Here is a 24213-nt window from a genome sequence, read left to right as displayed (position 1 = left end):
AGCGGGTCCGCCGGACCGGCGTGGCCGCGGCGCACGATGGTGGGCATGGGCAGAATGTCCGTGCTGCCGAGCGCTGGCGGTTTCCCGTGGAGGTGGGTGTGGACGCCGGACTGCTGGGCCGCGCGGCCGCGATGTTCGCCGTGACGAACGTCGACGACCTCGTGCTGCTGGCGGTGTTCTTCGGCCAGGCAGCCGGCCGTCGCGGGGCGCTCAAGGTCGTTGCGGGGCAGTTCCTGGGCTTCGCGGGGATCTTGGCCGTGTCGGTGGCCGGTGCGCTCGGTGCCGGGCTGCTTCCGGACGGGGCCGTCCGCTGGCTGGGCGTGCTGCCGATCCTGCTCGGGATCCGGGCGGCTTGGCAGGCCTGGCGCCAGGACGACGACGAGCCACCGCCGGTGGCCGGCGTGGCCGGGATCGCCATGGTGTGCTTCGCGAACGGTGGTGACAACGTCGGCGTGTACGTCCCGGCGTTCGCCGCGAGCGGGCCCGCCGGCTTGGCCGGCTACGTCGTGGTGTTCCTGGCGGGCGTGGCGGCCTGGTGCGCCGTGGGCCGGTTCCTGGCGACCCGGCCGGCCGTCGCGCGGGTGCTCGGCCGGTGGGGCCACGTGGTGCTGCCGGTGGTGCTGGTCGCGCTCGGCGTGCTGATCCTGACCGGGGCGTTCTGACGGCTTGCCGGGCCGGACCACGTTCACGGGGGCCGGAAGGTTGAGTCCCTGTGGGCTATCCGACGTCGGCGCAGCCGGTCGGCGGGGCCGGGCGTGTGGTGATCATGAATCCGAGAACCAGAGTTCTTGCCATCATCACGTTCGTGCTGTCGGTGCTCCTGGCCGGGGCCACGCAGGCGCCGGCCGCCACCGGGCCGCAGACCGTCGAGCTCGCGGCGCCCGCCGGGAGCGGGCTTCCGGTCTACGTCGCGGTGATCAGGCCGGTTTCCGCGGAGCGGCTGGGGAACAGCTGGCACCCGGGGTGCCCGGTCGGGCCGGACCAGCTGCGGCTGGTCAACCTGAGCTTCCTGGGCTTCGACGGTGCCGTACACCGGGGCGAGCTGGTCGTCCACGCCGACCGGGCGCTCGAGGTGGCCCGGGTCTTCGGCGACCTCTACTTCGGGCGGTTCCCCATCGAGCGGATGGACACCGTCGAGAAGTACGACTCCGACGACGACGCGTCCATGGCGGCCAACAACACCTCCGCGTTCAACTGCCGGGCGATCACCGGGGGCACCGCCTGGTCCAACCACTCCTACGGGCGGGCCATCGACATCAACACCGTGCAGAACCCCTACGTCTCCGGCAGCGGCGCGGTCTACCCGCCCAACGGCGCGCCCTACGTCGACCGGACGCAGACCCTGCCCGGCATGGTCCACGCCGGGGACGTCACCGAGCGGGCGTTCACCAGCCGCGGCTGGACCTGGGGCGGCTCCTGGGACACCCCGATCGACTACCAGCACTTCGAGAAGCCCTGACCCGAGCCGGAAAGCACTGGGGATGGACGTCCGGGACCGCCGCCGCGCGGTCCCGGACCTAGTCGCGGCGGGCGTTCTGCAGCGCCAGGCCGCGGGGCGTCGCCAGCCGGGTGATCAGGGCGAACAGGCCGTCGCACACGAGCGCCAGCACCACCGCCGCCAGGCCGCCCGCGAAGATCTCGCCGTAGCCCTGGGCTCCGACCGCGAAGCCGTCGACGATGTAGCGGCCGAGGCCGCCTCCGTCGTTGACGATCGCTCCGATCGCGACCGTGGCGATCAGCTGGAGGAACGCCACCCGTGCGCCCGCCAGGATCACCGGGGACGCCAACGGGAGCTCCAGGCGCGCCATGATCTGCCACTCGCGGTAGCCCGTTCCGCGGGCCGCGTCGATCGTCTCCTGCTCCAGCGTCACCACGCCGGCGTACGTGTTCGTGAACAACGGTGGCATCGCCAGCGCGACCAGGGCCAGGAGCAACGGCCAGAACGTCGTGTCCAGCTCCCAGTGGCTCGCCAGGAACCAGAACAGGATGATCAGCCCGAAGCTCGGGATCGCCCGGCCGATGTTCACGGCGCTGCTCGCCAGGAACGCGCCGCGGCGGTAGTGGGCCAGCCACAGGGCCGCCGGGATCGTCAGTGCCGCCGCGATGAGCAGGGCCAGCAGGGAAAACCTGAGGTGCTCCAGCGTCCGGTACGGGACGCCCGCGCGGTCGGTCCAGCTCCAGCGGTTCGGGGCGGCCAGCCACGCGTTCAGCTGGTCGAGGAAGCTCATCGCACCCTCCGGGTCCAGGGCGTCAGCAGCCGCTCGCCGAGCCACAGGACCAGGTCGACGGCCACCGCCAGTGCCACCGACAGCACTATGCCGACGATGATCTCCGTCGAGTTGGGCGTGGTGTTCTGGATGCCGTGGCGGATGAAGTAGCCGAGGCCGCCCAGGCCGAGCATCGACGTCACCGTGACCAGGCCGATCGTCGTCACCGCGGCGACGCGCAGGCCCGCGATGACCACCGGCAGCGCCAGCGGCAGCTCCACCTGCCACAGCGTCCGCTGCCGGGTGAAGCCCATGCCGGTCGCCGCCTCGCGGACCTCCGACGGCACCTGGTCGATGCCGGTGACGATGTTGCGGACCAGGATCAACAGCGTGTACGTCGCGAGCGGGATCACCGCCGTGGTGAACGTCAGGCCGAAGAACGGCCGCAGCACGGCGAACGCGCCCAGGCTGGGGATGACGTACAACGCGCCCGTCGTGCTCAGGATGAACCCGTACGCGCGGCGGAAGCGCAGCGACACCAGCGCCAGCCCGATCGACACCACCAGGCCGATGCCGAGGGCGGTGGCCGTCAGCGAGATGTGCTCGACGAGGCGCTGGACGATGTCGTCGGCGTTGCGGTCCACCCACTTCCACTGGAAGATCGGCTGCCCGCTGTCGGCGGCCAGCGGCGTCACCGTGGTCACGTGCACCGGGCGACCCTACCCCGATCGGGGCCAAATGTTCCGCGGAGTGGGAATATCGGGTGGAATCTCCCACGATGTGGATTCTTGTCGGAGGTCGGGACTAGGGTCCTTGCGTCTGTTCGAGTGACGAGGGAGTGGGGATTCGTGCGCTGGTTCCGGAACGCGTCCGTGGTGGCGGTGGCCGTCGCGGCCACGCTCGGTTTGGCCGCCTGTGGCGGCAGCGACAGCGGTGACAAGCCCGCCGCGCAGAGCAAGGGTGGCGCGCCGATCGTCGTCGCGTCCTTCAACTTCACCGACAGCCAGATCCTCGCCGAGATCTACGCCCAGGCGCTGGAGGCCAAGGGCTACCCGGTGACCCGCAAGCTGAACCTCGGGTCGCGGGAGCTGATCTACCCGTCGCTGAAGTCCGGTGAGCTGCAGTTCATCCCGGAGTACCAGGGTGCGGCGATCACCACCGGCTTCGGCAAGGAGGCGGGCAAGACCGCGCAGGAGGAGCACGAGCAGCTGGCGAAGCTGTTCGAGCCCAGCGGCGTCGGGCTGCTGAACTTCGCCGCCGCCGAGGACAAGAACACCTACATCGTCAAGTCCGACCTGGCCAAGGACAAGGGCATCGCGTCCATCAGCGACCTGAAGAAGCTCGACAAGGTCGTCATGGCCGGCCCGCCGGAGTGCGAGAAGCGCCTTCCCTGCTTCAAGGGCTTCACGGACGTCTACAAGCTGACCAACATCACCTTCCAGACGATCCAGGAGGCCGGGCCGCGCGTCGAGCAGCTCAAGTCCGGCGCCGTCACGGTCATCCCGGTGGACTCGGTCAGCCCGCTGACCGGTGACCCGAAGTACACCGTGCTCAAGGACGACCAGAACATCGTGCCGACCGAGAACGTCGTGCCCGCGGTGAACAAGAAGGTCCTCGACGAGCGCGGTGCCGACTTCGCCAACGCGGTCAACGCCGTGAGCGCGAAGCTGACGACGGACGTCATGCGCGACCTGAACAAGCGCGTCGACGCCGACGGCGAGAAGGCGGCCGACGTCGCGAAGGACTGGCTCGGCCAGGCCGGGCTCTGATTCAGGCGATCCCGCTGACGACCCACGCCCGGGCCGTCAGCGGGATCGAGCCGTCCGGGCTCGTGGGCAGGCTGCCGCGCAGCGACTCGCGGATCCGGTCGCGGTGCGCCTCCGGCAGCGTGGCCAGGTACGTCGGCGCCGGGCCCTGCGCGCCGAGGAACGGCTGCCAGTAGTCGTCGAAGTCCGCGAACACCGTCGGGACGGTGATCTCGCCGACGGACACCGCCGTGAAGCCCGCGTCCGTCCACAACCGGCTCAGCGGCTCCGGGCGGCACAGCGTGAACTTGCGGCCCTCGTCCAGCTCGGCGACCGTCGAGGGGTCGAACTCGGCGGCCGCGTCCCAGAACCGGCGGATCAGCTCCATGCCCTCGGCGAGGTCCCAGAAGTAGGCCGCGGCCAGCCCGCCAGGGCGGTCACCCGCGCGATCTCCGCCGCCGCGCGGGGCGGCTCGGGGACGAAGTTGAGCACCAGGCCCGACACGGCCACGTCGAACCGGTCGGCCGGGAACGGCAGCGAGCGCGCGTCGGCGACCGTGAACGTCGCCCGCGGATCGGTCACACTCGCACGAGCCGTCTTCAGGAAGCCCTCGGACGGGTCGGCGCCGACCACCTCCACCGGGTCGGCCGCGGCCAGCACCGCCGAGGTCAGCGCGCCCGTTCCGCAGCCGACGTCGAGCCAGCGCCGGCTCGACGGCACGGCGAGCTGCCGGACGAACGTCTCCGCGATCCGGCGGCTCCACCGTCCGATGTAGGCCTCGTAAGCGTCGCCTGACTGCCACATGCTGCCGAGTACAGCACAGGAACCGCTGCTCAGCCTCCGGCCAGCGCCCCGGTGGCGGTCTGGCCGGCCGAGGTCGCGCGGCGCAGGAACCCGGCGATCAGCGCCAGCTCGTCCTCGCTGTAGCCGGCGCAGAGCTCGTCCAGCGCGGTGTTCATCCCCGCGTACAGCCGGAACAGCTCCGCGGTGCGGCCGCGGACCGCCCGCACGGCCACCGAGCGCCGGTCGGCCGCCTCGGGGTCACGCTCGCGGACGATCCAGCCGCCCTTCTGCAGCCGGTCGAGGATGCCGGTCATCGTCGCCGGGTGCAGCCCGGCCCGGCGGGCGAGTGCGCTCGGGCTGAGCGGGCCGTGCCGGGCGATCAGCTCCAGGCAGTCCAGGTCGACGTCCTTGAGCGCGATCTTGGTGCTGACCTGGTGGTTCAGCAGCGCGAGCTGGTTGCGCAGCTCCCGCAGCGCGTCCTTCACCGCCACGGTCGACCGGCGGTGCGCTCCCGAACCCATACCCGGAGCCTAACCGCCGAGGGCCATCCGCGTGTACGCGCGGACGTCGGCGTCCGAGTCGGTGCGCCGCGTCCGCAACCGCGCCGCCACCGCGGGCTGGGCCGCCCACTTGCCCAGGGCCTGGACGGCCGCGCGGCGGACGTTCGGGTGCTCGTCCTCCAGCGCGCCCAGCAGGTGCTCCGACGGTTCGGCCAGCGCACCCAGTGCCGTCGCCGCGCCCCGGCGGACCTGCCAGGCCGGGTCCGCCAGCGCCGCGAACGCGAGCTGCGCCAGGTCGCCGCCGCAGCCCAGCTCGGCCGCCGCCGTCAACGCCGCCGCGCGGACCAGGGGATCGCTGTCGGCCGCCAGGGCGGCCACCGTGCCGGTCGACCGCGGGTCGCCGATCGTGCCCAGGCCGGTGGCCGCCGCCACCCGGACCTCGCGGGACCCGTCCGCCGCCGCGGACGCCAGTGCCGAAGCGGCGTCCAGCGACACCAGGCCCCGGATCGCCTCCAGCCGGACCACGACCGCGGGGTCCCCCAACAGCGAGGCGAACAGCGGCTCGTCGCCGAGACGCAGCGCGCGCAGGACGTCCAGGGCCACCGAGCGCACGTCCGTATCGGACACCGACAGGGCCGACCGCAAACCGGTGCCGAGGGCGGGCGCCGGCGCCAGCACCTCCACCAGCTCCCGCAGCCCGGCCGCCGCCGCGGCGCGGACCCGCGCGTCGATGTCGTGCAACGCCGTCACCAGCGCCGGCCCGAAGCCGTCCGGCGCCGACTCGGTGAGCACCGCGATCGCCGTGGTGCGGACCTCGGCGTCCGGATCGGCCAGGTAGGAAGACAGCACAGCGAGCGAAGGCTGTTCCTCCGCCAGCGCGACGACTTCGAGCACCCGCGGCGACGAATGCGTCCGCGCCGGAGCGGCGGTCGCCACGTCCGGCGGCGTGTGCCCGCTGAAGGCCGTGTGCGTGCCCAGGACTTCGACGGCGAACTCCGGCACCGAGAATTCCGGCACCGGCACCACGTACGGCGCCACCGGCCGCTTGACGAACTCCATCTCCCCGGCCGCCGTCTTGCGCAGGTTCAGGTGCGCGAGCCAGGAGACGTCGTCGCGGCCCGGGTGGTCGGTCCGGTCGTGGTAGAGCCCCCACCGGCTCTCGGTTCGCACCAGCGACGCCCGCGCCGCCATCTCGGCGCAGTCGCGGATGAACGTCACCTCGGCGCAGCGCATCAGCTCGTGCGGCGTCCGCGCGCCCATGGCCCCGATCTCGCCGGTCATCCGCGCGAACGTCTCCAGCGCGATCTCCAGCTTCGCCGTCGTCTTGGGCGGAGCCACGTAGTCGTTGACGAACCGGCGCAGCTTGTACTCCACCTGCTGCTGCGGCGGACCGTCCGGAGTGGACAACGGGCGGTAGACGAGCGAATGCGCCGCAGCGATCTGGTCCTCGGGCAACGGGACACGAGAACGCAAAGCACGCGAAGCGTGCGCACCCGCGAGGTCGCCGTAGACGAACGCGCCGATCATGTAGTTGTGCGGCACGCAGGCGAGGTCGCCCGCCGCGTACAGGCCCGGGACCGTCGTCGCGCCGTTCTCGTCCACCCAGACGCCGGACGCCGAATGGCCGCCGCACAGCCCGATCTCCGAGATGTGCATCTCGACGTCGTGCGTGCGGTAGTCGTGGCCGCGGGTGGCGTGGAACGTCCCGCGCGTCGGCCGCTCGGTCGTGTGCAGGATGTTCTCCAGCGCGCCGAGCGTCTCCTCCGGCAGGTGCGTCAGCTTGAGGTAGATCGGCCCGCGCGCCGAGGAGATCTCGCGCGCGACCTCGGCCATCATCTGCCCTGACCAGTAGTCGCAGTCGACGAAGCGATCGCCGGCCGCGTTGACCTGGTAGCCGCCGAACGGGTTCGCGACGTAGGCGCAGGCCGGGCCGTTGTAGTCCTTGATCAGCGGGTTGATCTGGAAGCACTCGATCCCGGACAGCTCGGCGCCGGCGTGGTAGGCCATCGCGTAGCCGTCGCCGGCGTTGGTCGGGTTCTCGTAGGTGCCGTAGAGATAACCGCTCGACGGCAGGCCCAACCGTCCACAAGATCCGGTCGCCAGGATCACCGCCGACGCCGACACCGTGACGAACTCGCCGGTCCGCGTGTTGAACCCGGCCGCGCCGACGGCCCGCCCGCCGGAGGTCAGCACCCGCACCGGCATCACGCGGTTCTCGATCGTGATGCGCTCGCGCATGTGCTTCGCCCGCAGCACGCGGTAGAGCACCTTCTTGATGTCCTTGCCCTCCGGCATCGGCAGCACGTAGCTGCCGGAGCGGTGCACTCGACGTACGGCGTACTCGCCGTATTCGTCCTTTTCGAACTTGACGCCGTACTTCTCCAGCCGCTGCACCATGGCGAACCCGCGCCGCGCGGTCTGGTACACAGTGGACTGGTTGACCACGCCGTCGTTGGCCCGGGTGATCTCGGCGACGTAGTCCTCCGGTGTGGCCTTGCCCGGGATCACCGCGTTGTTGACGCCGTCCATGCCCATGGCGAGCGCGCCCGAGTGCCGGACGTGCGCCTTCTCCAGCAGCAGCACGTCCGCGCCGTTCTCGGCGGCGGTCAGCGCGGCCATGGTCCCGGCCGTCCCGCCGCCGATGACCAGGACGTCGGTCTCGAAGTGCGTCCGAACCGACACCGGCGGAGCTTCGAACGTCATGCGGCCACCAGCCCGTCCAGCACCTCGGCGCGCTCGGCGGCCACGGCGGGCTCGGCCGTCCGCGGCCGCGACGACCCGACGACCTTCGCCAGCCGCCCGTCGCGGGTCAGCACCGCGACGCGGTCGGCGAGGAACAGGGCCTCGTCGACGTCGTGGGTCACGAACACCACCGTCGTCGGCCGCTTGCGCCAGACCTCCACCAGCAGCCGCTGCATGGCCGTGCGCGTCTGGGCGTCCAGCGCGCCGAACGGCTCGTCGGCCAGGATCACCCGCGGCGACCCGGCGAGGGTGCGGGCGAGCTGGACGCGCTGCCGCATGCCGCCCGAGAGCTCCCGCGGCAGGTGGTCCTCGTACCCGGCCAGCCCGACCTGGTCCAGCCACGACTCGGCCTCGACGCGCCGCCGGGCCCGCGGGACGCGCCGGATGGACAGCGGCAGCTCGACGTTGCGGCGCACCGAGCGCCAGGGCAGCAGCCCGTCGTCCTGGAACACCAGCGCGCGCTCGGCCGACGTGCCGGTCACCGGCGTACCCGCGCTGAGCACGCGCCCGGACGACGCCGGGAGCAAGCCCGCGAGCGTGCGCAGGAGCGTCGACTTGCCGCAGCCCGAAGGCCCGGTCACGGCCAGGATTTCCGCGTCGGCGACGGCGAGGTCGATGCCGGACAGCACCGCCCGCTGTCCGTAGTGGACGGTCAGGTTCTCGATGCGGAGGCTCATGCGTTCTCCCCTCGGGGCAGCCAGCGGGTGGCGCGGCGGCCGAGCAGTTCGACGGCGGCCGAGGTGACCCAGCCGAGCAGGCCGATGGTGAGCATCCCGACGATCACGCCGGGGTAGTCGACGACGGTGTAGGCCTGCCAGGTCCGGTAGCCGACGCCGAACTCGCCGGAGATCATCTCCGCCGAGATCACGCAGATCCACGAAACGCCCATGCCGACGGACAAGCCGCCGAACACGCCGGGCAGCGCGCCCGGCAGCACGACGTTCCACAGCACCCGCCGCCGCGAGCCGCCCATCGTGCGGATCGCGTCCTCCCAGACCACCGGCAGCGCGCGCACCGCGTGCCGGGTGCTGACCACGACCGGGAAGAACGCCGCGAGGAAGGTGATGAACACGATGCCCTGCTCGTTGGTGGGGAACAGCAGGATCGCGATCGGCACCACCGCGATCGCCGGGATCGGCCGCACGACCTCCAGCAGCGGCTGGACGACGTCGGACGTACCGCGGGAACGCGCGATCGCCGTGCCGAGCGCGATCCCGAGCACCGCGGCCAGCGCGAAACCGGTGACGATCCGGCGCAGGGAGTCGAGCAGGTCCTGGTAGTAGACGGCGGTGCCGAGCTGGTAGCCGAGGTCGCGGGCAACCTCGACCGGCGTGGGCAGGCGGTCGAAGTGCAGCCACAGGTCGACGTCGAACGCGGTCAGCAGCTCCCACACGACCAGCGCGGCGACGATGCTGCCCGCGCGGACGGCGAGCCGCCCGAACCGGCGTCTCGGTGGTGCGGGCGGGGCTTCCGTGACGGCCGGTTGGCGGTCGAGGGTCTGGGTCATCGGGACTCCTCCACGGCTTGCGCGTAGCCGACGATCGAGCCGGGGTGCCCGGCGAGGTGGGCGCGGGCGCCGTCTTCGGTGGTGAAGGGCAGCAGCGCGCCGCCCGCGTCGCGCACCCAGACCGCCTTGTCGGCGAACCAGCGGGTGCCCGTGGCCGCGTCCGGGACGTAGGCCGCGCGGACCGGCTTCCCGGCGTGGGCCACGGCCTTGAGCAGGCACGACGGCGTGGCGGCGGGGTGCGTCGCGGTCTCGCCGGCCAGCCACAGCTCGCCCGCGGTGCGCGGATCGGTGACCGGCCGCGAGCACGTCGTGTCGAAGCCCGTCACCGGGGCCGGGTTGTCCGAAGAGGACACTGCGGTGCCGTAGGCCGGGCCGTAGATCTCCCGCAGGTACCGGTCGTCGACGAACGCGCCGAGGTCGAGCCGCTTGATGTTGCCGATCGAGCGCAGGAACGGCGCGTCCGTCTCCAGCGCACTGATCAGCGGCCGTTTCAACGGCAGGTCGAAGGTCACCATGCCGCCGGCGCCGTTGTAGAGGTAGACGACCTCGGGTGGCAGCTTGGTGGCGGCGGCGACCTTCAGCGCCGCGTCCATCGGGTGCCGGTGCAGGTAGTCCGTCGCGTCGCGTTGCGCGCGCAGGAACTCCGTGACGACGTCGTGGTGGGTGTCCGCATAGGACTCCCGGACGACCACGCCGTGCCAGGTCGGCAGGTTCAGCGCCGAGCCGTCGTAGAGCAGCCGCGCCTGGTTCGCGAACACCAGCTGACCCGGCCACGCGACGAACTGCCCGAGCGCGTCGACCGCGCCGGACTGCAGCCCGGACGCGCCGACCGCGGGCGCCTGGTTCTGGACGTGGACGTCGTCGGGGCCGATTCCGACGTTCTGCAGCGCGTGCACGGTGGTGCCGTGCCCGGCCGAGCCGATGCTGGCGGAGATCTTCTTGCCGCGCAGGTCGGCCAGGGTGTGCGCGGGCGACTTCGGCGGCACGACGACCATGTTCAGCGCGCCCAGCAGGTTGTAGCCGGTGGCGGCGACGAGCTTGGTCCGGCCGTCGCCGAACTCCTGCGTCCGGGAACCGTTGATGAGCAACGGGTAGTCGCCCATCGAGCCGATGTCGATCTTGCCCGCGACCATCTGCGCGGTGATCGGCGCGCCGGTGGAGTAGTCCTGCCAGGTGACGTGATAGCGTTTACGGTCACGGTTGCCGAGCTCGGCGAGGCGCTTCTCGAAGGACCCGAGCGACCGCAGCAGCGTGCCCGCGGTGACGGTGTTGATCGTCTTCGACTGGTAGCCGATGACCACGTCGACGTCGCTCGACGTCGAGGCGTTCGCGGTGCAGCCCGCGGCCAGCAACGTGGCGGCGAGCAGGACCCGGACCGTCTTCACCGCAGCAGGTAGGGCATGTTGATGGTGACCGCGCCGGTCGGGCAGCGGGCCGCGCACGGCCCGCAGTACCAGCACTCGTCGACGTGCATGTACGCCTTGTCGGTGTCCGGGTCGATGGCCAGCGAGTCGAGCGGGCACATGTCGACGCACAACCGGCAGCCGTCGAGGCACTTCGACTCGTCGATGGTCACCGGGACGTCGACCCGGCTCGGCACGAGGGGCATGGTGGTCTCCTTCAGGAACGGTCGAGGCGGGCGCGCATGGTCAGGCGGTCGCCGCGCAGCCGGATGTATTCGAGGTCGACGGGGCGCCCGTCGGCGAAGTGCGTGAGGCGTTCCCACCGCAGGAGCGCCGCGCCCGGCGAAACGTCCAGGACGGCCGCGGTTTCGGGGTCGGCGTTGAGGGCTTCGACGTCGATGTCGGCGTAGCCCAGCCGCTGCCCGGACGTCTCCTCGATGAGCGTGAAGACGTCCCGGCCGGCGAGGTCGTGCTCGAGCAGCGGCTTCCCGATCTCCGGCAGCAGGTAGGTGAGGTCGAGCGAGAGCGGGACATCGTCGAGCCGTCGCAGGCGTTCGAGGTAGACGACCTCGGAACGCTCGGGCACGCCGAGCCGGTGCGCGACGACGGCGGGCGCGGGCACGAGGTCGGCCGCGCGGACCTCGTTGGTGACCTCGCCGTGCTCCCGCAGCACCTCGGCGAGCCCGGCCAGCCGGTTGAGCCCGTGTGGGTACTTGTGCCCGACGACGACCGTGCCGACGCCGGGCTGGCGCGCGATCAGGCCGTCGTCGCGCAGCAGCGCGAGGGCTTCCCGCACGGTGTTCCGGGTCACCGAGAACTCCACCGTGAGGTCCTCCTCGCACGGCAGCGCCTCTTCGGCCAGCACCTGACGGCGCAGCAGATCGGCGAGCTGCCGGGCGCTGTCGGACCTGGTCCGCCGGGGTGTCGTGGGCATGGCGGCGAGAATGGCCAGCGCACGTTAACACCGTGTTACGCCACTTCCGGCGCTCTTCTCGGGCTTCTGACCTGCGAAAACGGCTGTCCAGAGCGGACTTCCGCCGCTCACTATCTGAGACGTGCGAGGGCGGCCGCCGATGGTGCGCCGCTCGGTGAAATCGTGGACCCTGATCTGTACGCCGGGAGAAGGAGTGAAATGGGAAAGGTCACGGCCACCGCGGAGCGCACCATCGACGCCCCGGCCGACAAGGTCCGCGCGCTCGTCGCCGACTACGCCGAGACGCGGCCGAAGCTGCTCACCGAGCACTACCGCGACTACCAGGTGACCGAGGGCGGCGTCGGCGCCGGGACCAAGGCGAGCTGGAAGCTCCAGGCGACGTCGAAGCGCGTGCGGGACGTGGCGGCGACCGTCACCGAGCCTCGCCCGGGCACGCTGGTCGAGACGGACGCGAACTCCAGCATGGTCACCACCTGGACGGTCACCGAAGCGGGTGACAGCAGCGTGGTGAAGATCGAGACCACGTGGGACGGTGCGGGCGGTATCGGCGGCTTCTTCGAAAAGACCTTCGCGCCTGGTGGGCTCAAGAAGATCTACGACGGCGTCCTCGGGAAGCTCGCCGAAATAGTGTGACAGCGGCGCGAAGCGCCTCCGTTGAGGGTGGCGGCGGGGAAGAAGGTCGGGGTGTGACGCCTCACAATCGGAATCTGCGCCCCGGTTAACTGGTTGCATCGGGTGGAATCCGGGGCGTCTGCCCCGCTTCGAGACTTGAGAGGATCCGACGATGAGCACGGCGACCGAAATCCGGCTGGCTTCGCGTCCGGAAGGCGTGCCGACGCACGACAACTTCGAGATCGTCGACACCGAGGTGCCGACGCCGGGCGCGAACCAGATCCTGGTGCGCAACCTGATCATGAGCGTCGACCCGGCGATGCGCGGCCGGATGCGGGACGTCAAGTCCTACGCGCCGCCGTTCCAGGTCGGCGAGGTCATGTCCGGCGGGGCGGTCGGCGAGGTCGTCGAGTCGAACGTCGACGACGTCAAGGCCGGTGACCACGTGCTGCACCAGGCCGGCTGGCGCACCCACGCCGTGCTCGACGCGGGCCGGTACGTCAAGGTCGATGCGGCCGCGGCGCCGCTGTCGACGTACCTCGGCGTGCTCGGCATGCCGGGCCTGACCGCGTACGCGGGCTTGCTGGAGTCGGCCGAGTTCAAGCCGGGCGACACGGTGTTCGTTTCGGGCGCGGCCGGCGCGGTCGGCTCGCTGGTGGGGCAGATCGCGAAGCTGAAGGGCGCCAAGCGCGTCATCGGCTCGGCCGGTTCGGCGGAGAAGGTCCGGCACCTGATCGACGACCTCGGCTTCGACGCCGCCTTCAACTACAAGGACGGCCCGGTCGCCGAGCAGCTGCACAAGGCGGCTCCGGAGGGTATCGACGTCTACTTCGACAACGTCGGCGGTGAGCACCTCGAAGCGGCGATCGACGCGATCACCGTGCACGGCCGGATCGCCGTCTGCGGGATGATCTCCACATACAACGCGACCGAGCCGACGCCGGCGCCGCGCAACCTCACGCAGGTCATCGCCAAGCGGCTGACCATCCGCGGCCTGCTGGTGATCGACCACTGGCACCTGCAGCAGCAGTTCGTCGCCGAGATCGCGCCGCTGGTCAGCTCGGGTGAGATCAAGTACTCGGAGACGTTCGTCGACGGCATCCGCAACGCGCCGGACGCCTTCCTCGGGCTGCTGTCGGGTGCCAACACCGGCAAGATGCTGGTCCGCATCGCCGACTAGAGCAGTTCGGCCAGCTCCGGCAGGGTCGACGCGGTGTAGGTGGGCGCGGGCGAACCGGGCAGCGGGTGAACGCCGGGACGGGTGAGCAAGGCCGTCTCGAGCCCCGCCGCCTGGGCGCCCGCGATGTCCCAGTCGTGCGCGGCGATCATGACGGCCCGCTCCCCGGGGTAGGCGGCGGTGACCTGCCGGTAGGGCTCGGGCGCCGGCTTGAGCCTGCCGACCTGCTCGGCCGAGAAGATCCGGTCGAGCAGCGGAGCCAGGCCGGCGTTCTGCAGTTGCGCCTCGGCGGTGGCGAGCGGCGAGTTGGTCAGCGCGACGAGGGTGTGGCCCTGGTCGCGGAGCTTCGCCAGGCCGGGTTCGACGTCCGGGTGGGCGGGCAGGCTGCGCAATCCTTCGCCGACCTTCGCGAGATCGACCTCCCGCCCGTGCCGGGCGGCGACCTCGATGGCGGCTTCGCCGGCGATGCCCGCGAAGTCGCGGTAGCCGCCGGTCGCCGTCACCGTGAGGACGGTGTGGATGGCCAGGCCGAACCACTCGCGCCGCAGCTCGGGGCCGCCGATGGTGGCGTCGAGCGCGGCGAGGTCCAGCAAGGTCTCGTTGACGTCGAGGACGCACAGCATGCGGCGCTCCGGAGGTTCGAAGGATGTCGTACCTGACCGAAGGTACGATAGTTGTCGTACCATGTCCAGCATGCCCGGTGAACTGCCGATCCCGGAGATGGCCGACGTCGAACTTGGCGCGGTCCTGTCCGCCCTCGCCGACCCGCACCGCCGAGGGGTGGTGCTCGAACTCCTGCGCGGCGACGGTGGCGAGCGGGCGTGCTCGTCGTTCCCGCTGCCGATCGCCAAGTCGACCCGGACGCACCACTGGAAGGTGCTGCGCCAGGCCGGCCTCGTCCGCCAGCGCGACGCGGGGAACGGCACGTTCGTCCGCTTGCGCCGGGAGGAGTTCGACGCGCAGTTCCCCGGCTTGCTCGACGTCGTCGCCGGGATCAGTACTGCTCGGTCGACGCCCGCCGGGTGAGGCTCGAGTTCAGCTCAGCGGCCGGGATCGGCGGGTCGATCCGGGAATGCCGGAGCGGGCTCGTAGGGCGCTCGGTCCCGGGGCTGCTCGGTGTCCGGTTGGTGAGGTCGACGACGTAGTCGTTCGCGGCGGCCTGGCTTCGGACCGCCGGGCGCCTTCGGCTAAGTGGCGTGCGCCGCAGTGCCTTGCCGGGCGTGGTGACCGCCTGCATCAGTACCGCCCGGTCAACGCCCCTGGTTGAGGCTCGCGTTCGGCTCCGCCGCCGTTTCGGCAGGTCGATCCGGGCGCGCCGGAGCGGCCCACGGGCGGCGGCTGGTGTGCGGCTCGATCGCTGGGCTGCTCGGTTGGCGACATGTTTATCGGGGCGACCCGGTTCCGGGTCCAAGGGTCGCGCTGATCAGTATTGCTCGGTCAGCGCCCGGTGGTCGAGGCGTGCGTCCAGCTCCTCCGCCGTGACCGGCAGCGCCATCTGGTCCCGCATGATCGTGCCCATCGATGGCAGCGCCGAGCGGTCCGGCCACGTTTCCGGCTTCCACAGCGACGAGCGCAAAAACGCCTTCGCGCAATGCATGTACAGCTCTTCGACCTCCACGACCACCGCGAGCCGGGGCCGTTTCCCCTGCACCACCAGCGAGTCGAAGAACGGCGCGTCCGACACCAGCTTCGCCCGGCCGTTCACCCGCAGCGTCTCGTTCATGCCCGGCACCAGGAACAACAACCCGGCGTGCGGGTTGTCGACGATGTTGCGGAAGCTGTCGATCAGCTTGTTGCCCGGCCGGTCCGCCAGCACCAGGGTCTGCTCGTCGAGCACCAGCACCGACCCCGCCGGGTCGCCACGGGGTGAGACGTCGCAGCTGCCGTCCGGTGCCGAAGTCGCCAGCAGCACGAACGGCGAGTGCGCGATCAGGTTCCTCGCGTGCTCGTCGATCCGGTCGATGACCTTCTTCCGCGTCAGCTCGGCCGCCTCGCCGATCACGGCCCGCAAGGCCTCGTGCGTGTCGATGATCCCCATGTTCCCAACCTAGCGGCCGGCACCGGCAATCCGGCCCATGATGGCGGCGCGCGCGGCCTCCGAGGACTTGTGCACCACCAGGTCCGTCGAATAGCCGTGCTTCACGAAGACGCCGTCGAGCTGGAACGTGCCGTAGCCGTGCGCCTGGGTGAACAGCTGCTCCATCAGCTCCAGCGCGGTCGCCGGGTCGGGGGCCACCACCAGGCAGCGCAGCAGGAACTCGTCGGTCAGCCGGCGGGTCTGTTCGTGCAGGCCGGTGTGCTCGGGGCCGTGCAGGCCGTCGGCGTAGATCACGTTCATCCCGGACCGGCGCTCGATGAGGTAGCGCGTGTACGCGCCCGCCGCCGCGGCCAGGGCGTCCACCGGGTTCTCGTGCTCCGCGGCCGCCTCGGTGACGCGGTCGGCGAGCTGGCAGGCGATGTTGCCCGCCACCTCGGCCAGCAGGCTCTCCCGGGAGGCGAAGTGCCGGTACGGCGCGCCGGGGCTGACTTTCGCGCGGCGCGCGACCTCGGCGACCGAGAAGCCCGCGAACCCCTGCTCGGCGATCAGGTCAAGGGATACGCGCACGAGCTCGCCGCGGAGGTCGCCGTGGTGGTACTTGCCGCCCATGACCTGGATCACATCTCTCGTTCGAAATATGTAAGAGGCCTCTTACGTAGGCATGTATGAGACCTCTTACAACGACGGTACTTGAACTTGGAGGGTTCCATGAGCACCACCACGCACGCCATCGCCGTCCCGGCGCCGGGCGCGCCGCTGGCGCCGACCACGATCGAGCGCCGTGACCTGCGTCCCGACGACGTGCTGATCGACATCGCCTACGCCGGCATCTGCCACAGCGACATCCACCAGGCCAAGGAGGACTGGGGCCAGGCGATCTTCCCGATGGTCCCGGGCCACGAGATCGCCGGCGTGGTCGCCGCGGTCGGTTCGGACGTCACGAAGTACCAGGTGGGCGACCGCGTCGGCGTCGGCTGCATGGTCGACTCCTGCGGCGAGTGCGAATACTGCCTGGCCGGCACCGAGCAGTTCTGCGTCAAGGGCAACGTCCAGACCTACAACGGCGTCGGCTTCGACGGCGAGAACACCTACGGCGGCTACAGCAACCAGATCGTCGTGAAGGACGCCTTTGTCTGCCGCATCCCCGAGGGCATCGACCTGGACGTCGCCGCGCCGCTGCTGTGCGCGGGCATCACCACCTACTCGCCGCTGCACCACTGGGGTGCCGGCCCCGGCAAGAAGGTCGCCGTGATCGGCCTCGGCGGGCTCGGCCACATGGCCGTCAAGATCGCCGCCGCCATGGGTGCCGAGGTGACCGTGCTGAGCCAGAGCCTCAAGAAGCAGGAGGACGGCCTCAAGCTCGGCGCGAAGGACTACTACGCGACCAGCGACGAGTCGACGTTCGACGTGCTCAAGGGCAAGTTCGACATCATCCTCAACACCGTGTCGGCCAAGCTGCCGGTGGACGCCTACCTCGGCCTGCTGCGGGTCGGCGGCGCCATGGTGAACGTCGGCGCGCCCGGCGAGCCGCTGAACTACAACGCCTTCTCGCTGCTCGGCGGCAACAAGGTGCTGGCGGGCTCGATGATCGGCGGCATCGCCGAGACCCAGGAGATGCTGGACTTCTGCGCCGAGCACGGCATCGGCGCGGAGATCGAGACCATCTCGGCCGACCAGGTCAACGAGGCCTACGAGCGCGTCGAGAACTCCGACGTCCGCTACCGCTTCGTCATCGACGCCAAGACGATCGGCGCCTGAGCGCGGCGCACGGCAACCGGATCAGAACACCACGGTCCGGTTGCCGTGCACCAGCACCCGGTTCTCCAGGTGCCAGCGGAGACCGCGGGCCAGCGTGACCTTCTCGATGTCCCGGCCCTTGCGGACCATGTCCTCGACCGAGTCGCCGTGGTCCACGCGGATGACGTCCTGCTCGATGATCGGGCCCGCGTCGAGGTCGGCCGTCACGTAGTGGCAGGTCGCGCCGACCAGCTTCACCCCGCGCGTGTGCGCCTGGTGGTACGGCTTCGCGCCGATGAACGACGGCAGGAAGCTGTGGTGGATGTTGATCGCCCGGCCCGCCCACTCGCGGCACAGGCCGGCGGGCAGGATCTGCATGAACCGGGCCAGCACCACCGCGTGCGGCTCGTGCTCGCCGACCAGCTTGCGCACCTGCTCGAACGCCGCCGCCTTGTCACCGGGCGGGAACGGCACGTGGTGGAACGGGATGCCGTGCGCGCGGGTGATGTCGGCCAGCGACTCGTGGTTGCCGATCACCGCGGCGATGTCGACGTCGAGCTCGCCGGAGGCGACCCGGCCGAGCAGGTCGTACAGGCAGTGCCCGGCCTTGGACACGAGGATCACCGCGCGGCGCCGTTCCCCGGTGTCGGTGACCTGCCAGCTCGACTCGGCGGACAGCTCCGCGGCCACCTCGCCGAAGCGGGCGCGCAGCTCGGCGGCGTCGAACGGCAGCGAGTCGGCCCGGACCACCTGGCGGGTGAAGAACCAGCCCGTGTCCGGGTCGGTGTGGTAGGCCGCCTCGACGATCCAGCCGCCGTGCTCGGCGAGGAACCCGGAGATCCGGGCGATGATGCCGGTGCGGTCGGGGCAGCCGAAGGTGATGACGTAGCGGCGTTCGGGAGCGGTCACGCCGGGTATTGTCCCCCGCGCTGGTCAGGGCGCCGCGAGCGGTGCGAGCAGAGCCGGGTCGCCCACGACGGTCGCCGAGTTCGGGCGACCCCACAACGCCCGGTAGACGTCGTCGGGGTCGCCGCTCAGCTCGACGTCCGGGACGCCCGGCTCGCCGGCGCGGGCGTGCTCGCCCGGCGCCAGGTGCAGGGCCCAGGTGCGCCCAGCGGCCGTGAGGTGGACCGTCGTCGCCACGGGGTAGCGGGGTGAGCGGCGTGGAACGAGGAACGTCGCGTACTCGTCGATGCCGTCGAGGGTGAACGCGGGGGAGAGCCGCGTCGCCGGGACGGGGTCGAGGGCGGACTCCGCGTCGAGCCGGTGGACCGCGGCTTCGTGCGCCATCCGCCGCGCCCAGTCGCCGACCGTGATCCCGAACCCGGGGAACGGCGAGCGCGCGGGCGTCTCCGGCGGCCGGCTGAGGGCTTCGCGCGCGGCCAGGCGCTGCCCGTCCCACCAGCCGAGCAGGTCGTCCCACTCCTCCGGCGGCGTCGCGTCCGGCTCGCGGTTCATGGCCGTCGCGACGGCGAAGGCGTGCACCCACGCCAGGTGCCGCACCAGGTCATGGACAGTCCACTTCGGACAGTTCCGGACCGGGGCCGCCGGGCCCGCCGCCAGCGCGGCCCGCTTCAGCGCGTCGGTGTGGACGTCGACGACCTCGAGGAAATCCATCCGCCGACCGTAGCGCGCGCAGCCTGAGACGCCGTCCAAACTCGATCGCGCCGACCAGGCCGAGCCCGAGGCTGAACGACAACAGCAGGCCCTTGGCCGGTTCGTCGGCGAACGCGGCGCCGCCGGCGAGGCCGATCAGCACGCTGTACATCGCCCAGATCGCCGCGCCGGCGGCGTCGAGCGGCACGAACCGGCGCAGCGGGTAGCCGAGGCTGCCGTTGGCGAGCGCGCTGGCGACGCGGCCGCCCGGGAGGTAGCGGGCCGCGATGATCAGCAGCCCGCCGTGGCGGCGCACCTGGTCGCGGGCCCATTCGTGGCGACGGCGGCCGTCGGGGCCGCGCTGCAGCCGGGCGATCGCCTGCGGTCCGGCGGACCGGCCGACGGCGTACCCGAGGCAGTCGCCGGCCCACGCGCCCGTGGCCGCCACCGCGGCCAGCAGGGCGAGCCGCGCCGGATCGGGGCCGAGCAGGACGGCGACCGTGACCACGGTGGTCTCGCTGGGCATGAACGGCAGCAGCGCGTCCAGCCCGGACACGGCGAAGACGAGCACCCACAGCCACGGCGAGCCGAGCGTGCCGCGCAGCAGCTCGGTGACCTGCCCCAGGAGTTCCACGGCTCAATGGTGATCACCGGAGGTCACTTCGGGGTGACGCAGCGGGGGTGGCCCGGTGAACGTTCACCCGGGGGCGACCGACGGCCAGGGAACGGTCAGCTCGCCGAGCCGGATCCGGGACGGCGGGCCCAGCACCGGCCAGCCCCGCGCGGCCAGCAGCCGGACGGTTTCCAGCCAGCGCGACCGCACGCCGAACGCCTGGTGCGGGGCCGCCGTCGCCCAGCACGTGTCCAACGCGGACAGCAGCTCGTGGACGCGCTCACCGGGGACGTTCCGGTGGATCAGCGCCTTCGGCAGCCGCTCGGCGATCGTCGACGGGCGGTCCAGCCCGGCCAGCCGCATCGACAGCGTCAGGGAGACCGGTCCGTCCCGGTCAACCAGGACCCACGTCGACAGCCGCCCGATCTCGTCGCACGTGCCTTCGACCAGCAGCCCTTCGGCGGGCATCGAGTCCAGCATCAGCTGCCACGCACCGGCGACCTCGTCCTCCGCGTACTGCCGCAGCACGTTGAACGCCCGCACCAGCACCGGCCGCGTCCCGGCCAGCTCGAACCCACCGCGGCGGAAGTCCAGCCACGGCGGCGACGCGGCGGGCCGTGCGGCGGCCACCCGCACCGGGTCCAGCTCCAGGCCCAGCACGCGGACGTCCGGGCGGACCCGCCGCAGCCGGCGGGCCAGCTCGACCGTCGTCACCGGGGAAGCGCCGTAGCCGAGGTCGACGACCAGCGGTGCGTCGGCCGCGCGCAGCAGCCGGGAGGTGGCCGGCGCGGCCGCGATCCACCGGTCGACCCGGCGCAGGCGGTTCGGGTTGGTCGTGCCGCGCGTCGGGGCGCCGACCGGGGTCAGTTTCCTTCGGTCAGCCACTTCGCCGTGAATTCGGCCTCGCGCTCGAGCAGCTTCGTGACCTGCTCGGCGATCACGCTCTCCAGCTTCCCGCCGAACAGCGGGATCCGGACCGTCACCTCGCCGCTGATCCGCAGCACGGTCTTGTCCCCGTTGGCCAGCAACGCGGTCCGCGCGCTGATCTCGCCCGGGACGCCGCCGACCTCGACGGTCGCGTTGCCCTGCCGTCCGGTGCCGTCGTTGCTGACGCGCCAGGTCTGCGTGCGGGTCACCCGCAGGTCGCCCTTGTGCAGCGTCCGGACCGCCTGCGGCAGCTTGTCCGCGCTGATGCCCTGCCGCAGCTCGTACCGCAGGTCCGTGCCGGACACCTCGTAGGACAGCAGGGCCGCGTCGTGCCCGCCGAGCTGCTCCAGGCGGGCCCGCAGCGCCTCTTCGCCGGCGACCGCCGCGTACGTCGCGGCGACGTCGGCGGAGAACTCAGCGCGGTGCTCGATCCGGGATCCCATGAGCCGGACAGTACCGTCAGACGCGTGAACTCCGCCCGAACTCCCGCTCTCCCGAAGCTCGCCGCGTACACGACGCTGCGCCTCGGCGGCCCGGTCCGCCGCTTCGTCAGCGCCGTGACCAGCGAAGACCTCGTCGCGGTCGTCCGCGACGCGGACGTGGCGGGCGAGCCGGTGCTGCTGCTCGGCGGCGGCTCCAACCTGGTGGTCGGCGACGCGGGGTTCGACGGAACGCTCGTCGAGGTGGCGAACACCGGCTGGCAGCGTGACGGGGACCACGTGCAGGTCGAAGCCGGCCAGAACTGGGACGCGTTCGTCGCCGGGCTGGTCGAGGCCGGGCTGGGCGGGCTCGAATGCCTCTCCGGCATCCCCGGCAGCGTCGGGGCGACGCCGATCCAGAACGTCGGCGCGTACGGCTGCGAAGTCGCCGAGTCGATCGTCTCGGTGGAGCTGTACGACCGCGTGACGCGCGAAGTGCGCACGCTCAAGGCCGACGAGCTCGGCTTCGCCTACCGCACCAGCGTGCTCAAGGGCACGGACACCGGCGTCGTCCTCTCGGTGCGCTTCGAGATCCGCGAAGACGGCCTTTCCGCGCCCATCCGCTACGCCGAGCTGGCGCGCACGCTCGGCGTCGAGATCGGCGCGCGCGTCCCGGCCGCCGAAGCCCGCGAAGCCGTCCTCGGGCTGCGTCGCGGCAAGGGCATGGTGCTCGACCCGGCCGACCACGACACGTGGAGCGCCGGCTCGTTCTTCACCAACCCGATCGTCCCGTCGGCCGACGCCGAGGCCGTCCTCGCGCGGATCACGGCCGCCGTCGGCGCCGAGGTGCCGCAGTACCCGGCCGACGGCGGCGTGAAGCTGTCCGCGGCCTGGCTGATCGAGCGGGCCGGCTTCGGCAAGGGGTACCCCGGACCGGGGAACCGGGTTTCACTGTCGACCAAGCACACCCTGGCCCTCACCAACCGCGGCGACGCGACGACCGAGGACCTGTTGGTGCTGGCCAGGGAGGTCCGCGACGGCGTTTTCGAGCGCTTCGGCGTCCGGCTGCACCCCGAGCCGCTGCTGATCAACTGCGTCATTTGAGCCGAAACGGGCAACCTGTACGTGTGCAGGACGTCTTTGTCGACAAAGACGTCCGCCACCTGATCGGTTGGTCATGACCTTCCAGCAGGTAACGTCGGCTGGGCCACCAGCGCTAAAGGCGTGTGCCCGCTGGTCGGCGGGGGATTCCAGGAGGTTTCGGTGATCGAACGGCGTACGGTCTTCAAGGCTGCCCTGGCGGCTGGAGCCGCACTGGCCGCCGCCGCGTGTTCGAGCGAGAACGGCGGCAACGCGCTGCCGACCGGGGCGGCCGGTGCCGACGGCGAAGGCGCACAGGCCGTGGCGAAGATCACGGCCGAGCCCGCCGCCGACGCCAAGGACGTCCCGGTGCTCAAGCCCGCCGTGCTGAAGGTCGCCGACGGCAAGCTCACCGAGTGCAAGCTGACCGCCGACGGCGGCAAGGCCGTCAAGGGCGACCTCGCGCCGGACGGCCTCACCTGGACCAGTTCCGAGCCGCTCGGCTACGGCAAGACCTACACCTACGCGGCCAAGGCCACCGGCTCCGACGGCAAGCCGGTCGAGTTCAAGGGCAGCTTCACCACGCTCAACCCGGCCAAGCAGGTCCGCGCCACGCTGAACCCGGCCGACAACCAGACCGTCGGCGTCGCGATGCCGATCAGCGTCAAGTTCGCTTCGCCGGTCAAGGACCGCAAGGCCGTGGAGAAGGCCCTGTCCGTGAAGACGGACAAGGAGGTCGAAGGCGCGTGGGGCTGGCTGTCCGACAGCCAGGTCGACTACCGGCCGAAGGAGTACTGGCCGCAGAACATCACGGTGAACGTCGAGGCGAAGCTGTACGGCGTCGACCTCGGCGGCGGCGCGTACGGCAAGGCCGACGTCACCACGAAGTTCAAGATCGGCCGCAACCAGGTGGTCAAGGTCAACACCCCGGACCACCAGATGCGCGTCTACCGCAACGGGGCGCAGGTCAAGAGCTACCCGTGCGCGAACGGGCTGGACGCCGAGGTCGACCGCAACACCCCGAACGGCACCTACATCATCATGACCAAGGAGCCGACGGCCGTCTTCGACAACGCCCGCTACGGCTACACGAACGTCAACAAGAAGTGGGCCTGCCGGTTCTCCAACCACGGCGAGTACATCCACGAGAACCAGGACAACGCGGCCAACATCGGGAAGAACAACAACTCCCACGGCTGCGTCAACCTGCTCGAAGCCGACGCCAAGGACTACTTCGACTCCGCGCTGATCGGCGACCCGGTCGAGATCACCGGCTCGAAGCTCAGCCCGCCGATGGCCTCGGACGTCAAGGACTGGAACTACAGCTGGGCGGCCTGGCAAGGGCTGGGTGCGAAGTAACCCGTGCGCACCGAAGTCGTCGGGCACGGCGGGGTCCGGCTCGGCCTGCGGGTCGAGGGCGCGGAGAACACCACGCCGATCGTGTTCGTGCACGGCTGGGCGCAGTCGGCCCGGTGCTGGGACGCGCAGCTCGCCGACCCGGCCCTGACCGAGCGGTTCCGCCTGGTCGCGATGGACCTGCGGGGGCACGGCGCCTCCGACGTCCCGGTCACCGGGTACGACGACCCGCAGGTCTGGGCGGACGACCTCGCCGCCGTGCTCGACTTCGCCGGCCCGGAGGCGATCGTCGTCGCCTGGTCCTACGGCGGTCTGGTGCTGATGGACCACATCCGGGTGCACGGCACCGCACGGCTGCGCGGGCTCGTGCTCGTCGGGGCCATCACCGAGATCGGCCGCGACCGGCCGGGCGGGCGCGTCGGGCCGCTGATGCGCGAGCACATGCGGGCGATGCTTTCGGACGATCCGGACACCGCGGTCCCCGCGCTCACCGCGTTCACCCGCGGGATGGCCACCGGACCGGTGCCCGGTGCGCAGGTCCAGGCCCTGCTCGGGGCTTCTCTCAGCGTGCCGCCTTCGGTCCGTTCGGCGCTCTTCCGCCGGGACGTCGGCAGCGAAGAAGTGCTGGTCGGGATCGACAAACCGGTCCTCGTCGCGCACGGCACGGCCGACCGCGTGATCGAGCCCTCGGCCGCCGAACACGCGCTCGGGAAGATTCCGGGTGCCGTGGGGCGTTGGTTCGTTGATGGGGGGCACGCGCCCTTCGCCGAGTCCGCGGCCGAGTTCGACGCGGTGCTCCGGCAGTTCGCCGAGGAACGCTGAAGCGGGAGAAGTGAC

General features: G+C 71.4%; 30 protein-coding genes. 10 read left to right on the top strand and 20 right to left on the bottom strand.

Annotated features, from left to right (window positions below; all coding sequences use genetic code 11):
• Positions 1–98: 98 nt before the first annotated feature.
• Both HUT10_RS25250 and HUT10_RS25245 read left to right on the top strand, forming a co-directional pair.
• Entirely contained in the window at positions 99–662 is a 564-nt protein-coding gene (locus HUT10_RS25250; protein ID WP_176173475.1) for a cadmium resistance transporter, read from the top strand.
• Between the two features lie 143 nt (positions 663–805).
• A complete protein-coding gene (locus HUT10_RS25245) occupies positions 806–1459 on the top strand; it encodes a M15 family metallopeptidase (RefSeq protein WP_254897025.1) in 654 nt (217 codons plus the stop codon).
• Between the two features lie 58 nt (positions 1460–1517).
• Here the strand turns inward: HUT10_RS25245 and HUT10_RS25240 are convergent, their stop codons facing one another.
• Positions 1518–2228, bottom strand: coding sequence for an ABC transporter permease (locus HUT10_RS25240; RefSeq protein WP_176173473.1), 711 nt, complete (start codon positions 2226–2228; stop codon positions 1518–1520).
• Positions 2225–2917 (bottom strand): ABC transporter permease, encoded by a 693-nt coding sequence (locus tag HUT10_RS25235; RefSeq protein WP_176173472.1) that lies wholly within the window; start codon positions 2915–2917, stop codon positions 2225–2227. Before HUT10_RS25235 ends, HUT10_RS25240 begins: the two co-directional genes overlap by 4 nt.
• 138 nt (positions 2918–3055) lie before the next feature.
• Between HUT10_RS25235 and HUT10_RS25230 the strand changes: the two genes are divergently transcribed.
• Positions 3056–3976, top strand: coding sequence for an ABC transporter substrate-binding protein (locus tag HUT10_RS25230; RefSeq protein WP_176173471.1), 921 nt, complete (start codon positions 3056–3058; stop codon positions 3974–3976).
• Position 3977: 1 nt separating this feature from the next.
• On the opposite strand, the gene HUT10_RS51225 is transcribed toward HUT10_RS25230, so the two are convergent.
• From HUT10_RS51225 to HUT10_RS25190, 9 genes are read right to left on the bottom strand one after another with little or no spacing between them, the layout of a single operon-like run.
• Positions 3978–4340: a hypothetical protein gene (locus HUT10_RS51225; RefSeq protein WP_254897024.1), complete on the bottom strand. Its 363-nt coding sequence runs from the start codon at positions 4338–4340 to the stop codon at positions 3978–3980.
• Positions 4331–4756, bottom strand: a complete 426-nt coding sequence (locus HUT10_RS51220; protein WP_254897023.1) for a class I SAM-dependent methyltransferase — start codon at positions 4754–4756, stop codon at positions 4331–4333. The genes HUT10_RS51225 and HUT10_RS51220 overlap by 10 nt, the downstream gene beginning before the upstream one ends.
• A 29-nt stretch (positions 4757–4785) precedes the next feature.
• Positions 4786–5256 carry a MarR family transcriptional regulator gene (locus tag HUT10_RS25220; protein WP_176173470.1) on the bottom strand — a complete coding sequence of 157 codons (471 nt, stop codon included), beginning with the start codon at positions 5254–5256 and terminating at the stop codon, positions 4786–4788.
• A 9-nt stretch (positions 5257–5265) separates the two neighbouring features.
• Positions 5266–7938 (bottom strand): fumarate reductase/succinate dehydrogenase flavoprotein subunit, encoded by a 2673-nt coding sequence (locus tag HUT10_RS25215; protein WP_176173469.1) that lies wholly within the window; start codon positions 7936–7938, stop codon positions 5266–5268.
• Positions 7935–8654, bottom strand: a complete 720-nt coding sequence (locus tag HUT10_RS25210; RefSeq protein WP_176173468.1) for an ABC transporter ATP-binding protein — start codon at positions 8652–8654, stop codon at positions 7935–7937. The genes HUT10_RS25215 and HUT10_RS25210 overlap by 4 nt, the downstream gene beginning before the upstream one ends.
• On the bottom strand, positions 8651–9484 hold the full coding sequence (locus tag HUT10_RS25205) for an ABC transporter permease (protein WP_176173467.1): 834 nt from the start codon (positions 9482–9484) through the stop codon (positions 8651–8653). Before HUT10_RS25205 ends, HUT10_RS25210 begins: the two co-directional genes overlap by 4 nt.
• Positions 9481–10869, bottom strand: coding sequence for an ABC transporter substrate-binding protein (locus tag HUT10_RS25200; protein ID WP_176173466.1), 1389 nt, complete (start codon positions 10867–10869; stop codon positions 9481–9483). The genes HUT10_RS25205 and HUT10_RS25200 overlap by 4 nt, the downstream gene beginning before the upstream one ends.
• Positions 10866–11093, bottom strand: coding sequence for a ferredoxin family protein (locus tag HUT10_RS25195; RefSeq protein WP_176173465.1), 228 nt, complete (start codon positions 11091–11093; stop codon positions 10866–10868). Before HUT10_RS25195 ends, HUT10_RS25200 begins: the two co-directional genes overlap by 4 nt.
• An 11-nt stretch (positions 11094–11104) precedes the next feature.
• Positions 11105–11821: a GntR family transcriptional regulator gene (locus tag HUT10_RS25190; RefSeq protein WP_176173464.1), complete on the bottom strand. Its 717-nt coding sequence runs from the start codon at positions 11819–11821 to the stop codon at positions 11105–11107.
• Positions 11822–12019: 198 nt separating this feature from the next.
• On the opposite strand from HUT10_RS25190, the gene HUT10_RS25185 reads away from it, so the two are divergent.
• A complete protein-coding gene (locus HUT10_RS25185) occupies positions 12020–12454 on the top strand; it encodes an SRPBCC family protein (protein ID WP_176173463.1) in 435 nt (144 codons plus the stop codon).
• Between the two features lie 151 nt (positions 12455–12605).
• Positions 12606–13613, top strand: a complete 1008-nt coding sequence (locus HUT10_RS25180; RefSeq protein WP_176173462.1) for an NADP-dependent oxidoreductase — start codon at positions 12606–12608, stop codon at positions 13611–13613.
• Here HUT10_RS25180 and HUT10_RS25175 read toward each other — a convergent pair.
• A complete protein-coding gene (locus HUT10_RS25175) occupies positions 13610–14233 on the bottom strand; it encodes an HAD family hydrolase (protein ID WP_176173461.1) in 624 nt (207 codons plus the stop codon). The two genes, HUT10_RS25180 and HUT10_RS25175, sit on opposite strands and share 4 nt — an antisense overlap.
• A gap of 70 nt (positions 14234–14303) precedes the next feature.
• On the opposite strand from HUT10_RS25175, the gene HUT10_RS25170 reads away from it, so the two are divergent.
• Positions 14304–14636 (top strand): helix-turn-helix transcriptional regulator, encoded by a 333-nt coding sequence (locus HUT10_RS25170; protein WP_176173460.1) that lies wholly within the window; start codon positions 14304–14306, stop codon positions 14634–14636.
• Here the strand turns inward: HUT10_RS25170 and HUT10_RS50115 are convergent.
• From HUT10_RS50115 to HUT10_RS25160, 3 genes are all read right to left on the bottom strand, one after another.
• The gene (locus HUT10_RS50115; protein ID WP_217709643.1) at positions 14605–14847 is read right to left on the bottom strand and encodes a hypothetical protein; all 243 of its coding nucleotides are present in this window, start codon (positions 14845–14847) and stop codon (positions 14605–14607) included. The two genes, HUT10_RS25170 and HUT10_RS50115, sit on opposite strands and share 32 nt — an antisense overlap.
• A gap of 186 nt (positions 14848–15033) precedes the next feature.
• Positions 15034–15648 (bottom strand): pyridoxamine 5'-phosphate oxidase family protein, encoded by a 615-nt coding sequence (locus HUT10_RS25165; protein WP_176173459.1) that lies wholly within the window; start codon positions 15646–15648, stop codon positions 15034–15036.
• Positions 15649–15657: 9 nt separating this feature from the next.
• A complete protein-coding gene (locus HUT10_RS25160) occupies positions 15658–16269 on the bottom strand; it encodes a TetR/AcrR family transcriptional regulator (RefSeq protein ID WP_176173458.1) in 612 nt (203 codons plus the stop codon).
• 87 nt (positions 16270–16356) lie between these two features.
• On the opposite strand from HUT10_RS25160, the gene HUT10_RS25155 reads away from it, so the two are divergent.
• Positions 16357–17406 (top strand): NAD(P)-dependent alcohol dehydrogenase, encoded by a 1050-nt coding sequence (locus tag HUT10_RS25155; protein ID WP_176173457.1) that lies wholly within the window; start codon positions 16357–16359, stop codon positions 17404–17406.
• 21 nt (positions 17407–17427) lie between these two features.
• Here the strand turns inward: HUT10_RS25155 and purU are convergent, their stop codons facing one another.
• The 5 genes from purU to HUT10_RS25130 form a co-directional block, all read right to left on the bottom strand.
• Positions 17428–18294, bottom strand: coding sequence for a formyltetrahydrofolate deformylase (purU, locus tag HUT10_RS25150; RefSeq protein ID WP_176173456.1), 867 nt, complete (start codon positions 18292–18294; stop codon positions 17428–17430).
• A gap of 24 nt (positions 18295–18318) precedes the next feature.
• Positions 18319–19002 carry a maleylpyruvate isomerase family mycothiol-dependent enzyme gene (locus HUT10_RS25145; RefSeq protein ID WP_176173455.1) on the bottom strand — a complete coding sequence of 228 codons (684 nt, stop codon included), beginning with the start codon at positions 19000–19002 and terminating at the stop codon, positions 18319–18321.
• On the bottom strand, positions 18893–19615 hold the full coding sequence (locus tag HUT10_RS25140; RefSeq protein WP_176173454.1) for a DedA family protein: 723 nt from the start codon (positions 19613–19615) through the stop codon (positions 18893–18895). The genes HUT10_RS25145 and HUT10_RS25140 overlap by 110 nt, the downstream gene beginning before the upstream one ends.
• Before the next feature lie 63 nt (positions 19616–19678).
• Positions 19679–20479, bottom strand: a complete 801-nt coding sequence (locus HUT10_RS25135; RefSeq protein WP_176173453.1) for a class I SAM-dependent methyltransferase — start codon at positions 20477–20479, stop codon at positions 19679–19681.
• Positions 20458–20964: a DUF2505 domain-containing protein gene (locus HUT10_RS25130; protein ID WP_176173452.1), complete on the bottom strand. Its 507-nt coding sequence runs from the start codon at positions 20962–20964 to the stop codon at positions 20458–20460. The genes HUT10_RS25135 and HUT10_RS25130 overlap by 22 nt, the downstream gene beginning before the upstream one ends.
• A gap of 24 nt (positions 20965–20988) precedes the next feature.
• Here HUT10_RS25130 and HUT10_RS25125 point away from each other — a divergent pair, with 24 nt between their 5' ends.
• From HUT10_RS25125 to HUT10_RS25115, 3 genes are all read left to right on the top strand, one after another.
• Positions 20989–22044, top strand: coding sequence for a UDP-N-acetylmuramate dehydrogenase (locus HUT10_RS25125; RefSeq protein ID WP_176173451.1), 1056 nt, complete (start codon positions 20989–20991; stop codon positions 22042–22044).
• 159 nt (positions 22045–22203) lie between these two features.
• Positions 22204–23379 (top strand): Ig-like domain-containing protein, encoded by a 1176-nt coding sequence (locus HUT10_RS25120; RefSeq protein ID WP_176173450.1) that lies wholly within the window; start codon positions 22204–22206, stop codon positions 23377–23379.
• A 3-nt stretch (positions 23380–23382) separates the two neighbouring features.
• Positions 23383–24198, top strand: coding sequence for an alpha/beta fold hydrolase (locus tag HUT10_RS25115; protein ID WP_176173449.1), 816 nt, complete (start codon positions 23383–23385; stop codon positions 24196–24198).
• The last annotated feature ends 15 nt before the right edge of the window (positions 24199–24213 follow it).

Origin of the sequence: Amycolatopsis sp. Hca4 (genome assembly GCF_013364075.1) — a bacterium.
Lineage (GTDB): Bacteria > Actinomycetota > Actinomycetes > Mycobacteriales > Pseudonocardiaceae > Amycolatopsis.
The sequence above is the reverse complement of the archived record's forward strand: the minus strand, read 5'-3'. Positions and strand labels throughout refer to the sequence as shown.